Origin of the sequence: Rubrimonas sp., from assembly GCF_036788415.1 — a bacterium.
In the GTDB taxonomy this organism is placed as follows: Bacteria; Pseudomonadota; Alphaproteobacteria; order Rhodobacterales; family Rhodobacteraceae; genus Rubrimonas.
The window spans coordinates 1-3,382 of sequence record NZ_DAIQNN010000184.1; the positions used below are offsets into that span (position 1 = coordinate 1).

At 70.1% G+C, this 3,382-nt stretch carries 5 protein-coding genes; 1 reads left to right on the forward strand and 4 read right to left on the reverse strand.

Annotation, left to right across the window (positions count from 1 at the left end; translation table 11 throughout):
• Positions 1-108: 108 nt before the first annotated feature.
• Positions 109-711 carry a hypothetical protein gene (locus tag V7Q31_RS18125; RefSeq protein ID WP_333835248.1) on the forward strand — a complete coding sequence of 201 codons (603 nt, stop codon included), beginning with the start codon at positions 109-111 and terminating at the stop codon, positions 709-711.
• Between the two features lie 128 nt (positions 712-839).
• Here the strand turns inward: V7Q31_RS18125 and V7Q31_RS18130 are convergent, their stop codons facing one another.
• From V7Q31_RS18130 to recD2, 4 genes are all read right to left on the reverse strand, one after another.
• The gene (locus V7Q31_RS18130; protein ID WP_333835249.1) at positions 840-965 is read right to left on the reverse strand and encodes a hypothetical protein; all 126 of its coding nucleotides are present in this window, start codon (positions 963-965) and stop codon (positions 840-842) included.
• Between the two features lie 159 nt (positions 966-1,124).
• Complete coding sequence (locus V7Q31_RS18135) at positions 1,125-1,478, reverse strand: HVO_A0114 family putative DNA-binding protein (protein WP_333835250.1); 354 nt, start codon at positions 1,476-1,478, stop codon at positions 1,125-1,127.
• Positions 1,454-1,747: a toxin-antitoxin system TumE family protein gene (locus tag V7Q31_RS18140; RefSeq protein ID WP_333835251.1), complete on the reverse strand. Its 294-nt coding sequence runs from the start codon at positions 1,745-1,747 to the stop codon at positions 1,454-1,456. The genes V7Q31_RS18135 and V7Q31_RS18140 overlap by 25 nt, the downstream gene beginning before the upstream one ends.
• Positions 1,748-1,966: 219 nt before the next feature.
• The coding region (gene recD2, locus V7Q31_RS18145; protein WP_333835252.1) for an SF1B family DNA helicase RecD2 at positions 1,967-3,382 on the reverse strand (1,416 nt) is incomplete at its 5' end.

Sequence of the window (3,382 nt, forward strand, 5' to 3'; positions counted from 1 at the left end):
TGGCTTGGTCGGTGAGTTCCAGAATCCCCGTTAGCGGCGGCGGCACTCTCCCAAGTCGTCGCGGAGATCGAGCAGCGCACGGCGCTGGCCGACAGTGAGAATGCGCCGGTGCGCCATGGCACGGGGTCGTTGTCGATCTCTCCGCTCGCCCTGCTTCACGCCCGGTCCGGCGGCATGAGACCGAGTTGCGTTTCGCTGTCGCGTCGACCGGCCCGTCGCGATGATATGCCCGCGGCCCGGTCGAAGCCTTTCACCGAAGGCGGCGTTTGGCTCGGCGCCGCGATCCGGCTTGCGGTCCGGCCGGGATCGGGTGAGCGTGACGAGAGCGACAGGAGAGCGGGACGGATGCGCTTCGAGAAGATCTGGATCGAGCAATGCGGTGCTGCGGAGGGCATCCGCGAGCGGTTCGGCGTCGAGGCCGCCCTCGATTATCTCATCGGCGAGAAGCTTCCGGCCTTCGCCGAGGCCGCGGCCACCCGGCCGAACTTCGCCCGTGAGCTGCCGGCCTTCGTCGGCGAAGCGCGTCGTCTGTTCACCCGCGCCGAGATTGCGGTCGGCCTCGCGCGTCTCGAAGCGTCGACCAAGCCGCCGGACATCGACGCCATCGACGAGCCGGACTTCCGCGACACGCCCGAGCAGCACGCCGCGCAGCGCGCCCGCATCGACCTCCTCCGCACGCTGCTCATGGCCGAGCGTCTCGGCACGGCGTGACGGCGCTCGGAGCTTCAGCTGGCGACCGTGAGGCCGTCCTCGGTGATCCCGCTCAGAATGTCCCCGACGAGGCGCCGTTCGATGGCGACGCCCGGCCCCCAGGTCATCGCATCCTCCGGCAGATGGGCTTAGCGCCAGTCTTTGGCCGCCGCCGACATCGGCGTCAGGACGATGACCGAGCCATGATCGTCGAGCCGGAAATCCGGCTCGGGATGCCGGTTGTCGTTGGCCGCGCCGGCCGGTGTGGTGGTCATGACAGCGCTCATGTCCCTGTGCCCAGTCGCTCTTCGCGTCGCATCGTAACGGTATCGCTCCCGGCGGTTCCGCTCAACAGGCCGGCCGACGCACGCGGCGAGGCGTCCCCGTCGCCTGTTTCTCCCGGCGCGGCGGTCTGGAGGCTGGCCGGGGCGAGGTCACGCCGCCTGCAGCGTGAACTCCACCCGCAGCGCGTCGTATCCGAAAACGATCAGCCCGTCGTCGGTGCGATCGAGCAGCCCTGCGTCGAGCAGCGCATGGATGTCGCCATGCACGGCCTTGACGTCCCGGTCGACGCGGCGCGCGGCGGCGCGGATCGTCATCGGACCCTGACCGGCGAGCGCCTTCATGAGCGCCCAGCGTTTCGGCGTCAGCACCTTCCAGAGCAGATCGACGGAGGCGAAGCTGACGCGGGCGCCCTGCGGCTCGCCCGCGAAGGCGGCGACAGCGCGGCGCTCGATCTCGTCGCGACCGGCGACCGAGAGGATCAGCGTGTTGGCTCCGGTTTCCATGCGTCGACGTCCCTCCAGAAATCCGCAAGAAGCTGCGACGGCGTCGTGAAGCGGTAGGGCGTCTCCACCGCGCCGATATGGCGGTGATCGCCCTTGCCCGCCTCGTTGTCGTAGCGCAGCACGCACGCGCGCCCCACGACATAGGCGAGCGCGTATTTGAAACCGTGCGCCGATCCGCGAACGGGCGAGGGCACGCGCCAGATGCGCAACTCGACGAAGGCGTCCTCCGCGAGGACGACGCGCTCGTGCAGGAGACGATCCGCCTTCATGCCCGTTGGAGTATGCTCCAACAATGACGCCTGTCAACGCCGCGGCGCGCCCCGCGCATCGATCGCACCGCGCGCCGGCGTCGTCGCGCGCGCGTGTCGATGCGTCTCGGCCGGGTTCGGCGCTTGCGTCGCCTGCCGTGGACGCTCTCCGGAGCGCCCGATGGCGCTCGCCCACAGCGCCGACCGGATCGCCCTTGATGACGGGGCCGCGGTCTGCGTTCATCGCCCGGCGCGCAGCCACTCCGCGAGCTTGGACCAGCGCCGTCGGCCGGAGGCCTCCTTCACGGCGATCGCCAGCGCGCGCGTCTGGCCCACGAGCACGACCAGCTTCTTGCCGCGCGTGACGCCGGTGTAGATCAGGTTGCGCCGGAGCATGGCGTAGTGCTGCGTCATGACGGGGATCACGACGGCCGGGTACTCCGACCCCTGGCTCTTGTGGATCGTCGTCGCGTAGGCCGGCGCGAGGGTGTCGAGTTCGCCGAAGGGGAAGCTGACGGATCGGCCGTCGAAGTCGACCGACAGCTCGCCTTCATCCGGATCGACGTCCTCGATCATGCCGATGTCGCCGTTGTAGACCTCCCTGTCGTAGTCGTTCTCGATCTGCATGACCTTGTCGCCGGGCGCGAAGGTCCAGCCGAAGCGCTCGACCTTACGCTCGCCCGCGGGGTTGAGCGCGGCCTGCAGCGCGAGGTTCAGCGCGCGGGCGCCGACGCCGCCGCGGTTCATCGGGCAGAGCACCTGGATGTCCCGGATCGCGTCGAGGCCGAACCGGCGCGGGATGCGCTCGCCCACGAGCTCGACGATCCGGGCCGCGGCCTGCTCGGGATCCGCGGCTTTCACGAAGTAGAAGTCCGTCTCACCCTCCGGGGGCGTCAGGTCAGGAAGGCGCCCTTCGTTGATGCGGTGCGCGCTGACGATGATCCGGCTCTGCGCCGCCTGGCGAAACACCTCCGTCAGCCGCACGACGGGCACGGCGCCGGAGCCGATGATGTCCGCCAGAACCTGCCCTGGACCCACGGAGGGAAGCTGGTCGATGTCGCCCACGATGAGCAGCGCCGCCGCGACGGGAACGGCCTTCAGGAGCGACTGCATCAGCGGCACGTCGACCATCGAGCTCTCGTCGACGACCAGCAGGTCGCAGTCGAGAGGGTTCGTCTCGTCGCGCTTGAAGCCGAAGCTCTTCGGGTCGACCTCGAGGAGGCGATGGATGGTTTTCGCCTCCATCCCCGTGGCCTCCGTCATGCGCTTGGCCGCCCGTCCGGTGGGCGCGCAGAGCAGGAGCTTCACCCCCTTGGCGCCGAGGATGCGCAGGATGGCGTTGACGATGGTGGTCTTGCCGACGCCCGGCCCGCCCGTGATGACCAGCGCCTTCGAGCGCAGGGCGAGGCGGATGGCCTCGGCCTGGCTGGGGGCGAAGCTCAGGCCGCTCCTCGCCTCCATCCATGGCAAGGCGCGGTCGGCGTCGATCCCAGGCCAGGGCGTCGCGCCCGCGGCGATGCGCGCGAGCCGCTCCGCGATCGCCCGCTCGGCGAGGTGCAGGCCGGTCAGGAACACGCAGTCGGTGTCGCCGACGCGGTCGGCGGTGACCGCGCCCTCGTCGAGCTCGAGCAGCACGGCGCTGTCGATCAGGCTGGC

Bases quoted from the DNA above. Each gene is read 5' to 3' on its own strand.
- V7Q31_RS18130 (WP_333835249.1), bottom strand. From the start codon at position 965: ATGACCACCACACCGGCCGGCGCGGCCAACGACAACCGGCATCCCGAG.
- V7Q31_RS18140 (WP_333835251.1), bottom strand. From the start codon at position 1,747: ATGAAGGCGGATCGTCTCCTGCACGAGCGCGTCGTCCTCGCGGAGGAC.
- V7Q31_RS18135 (WP_333835250.1), bottom strand. From the start codon at position 1,478: ATGGAAACCGGAGCCAACACGCTGATCCTCTCGGTCGCCGGTCGCGAC.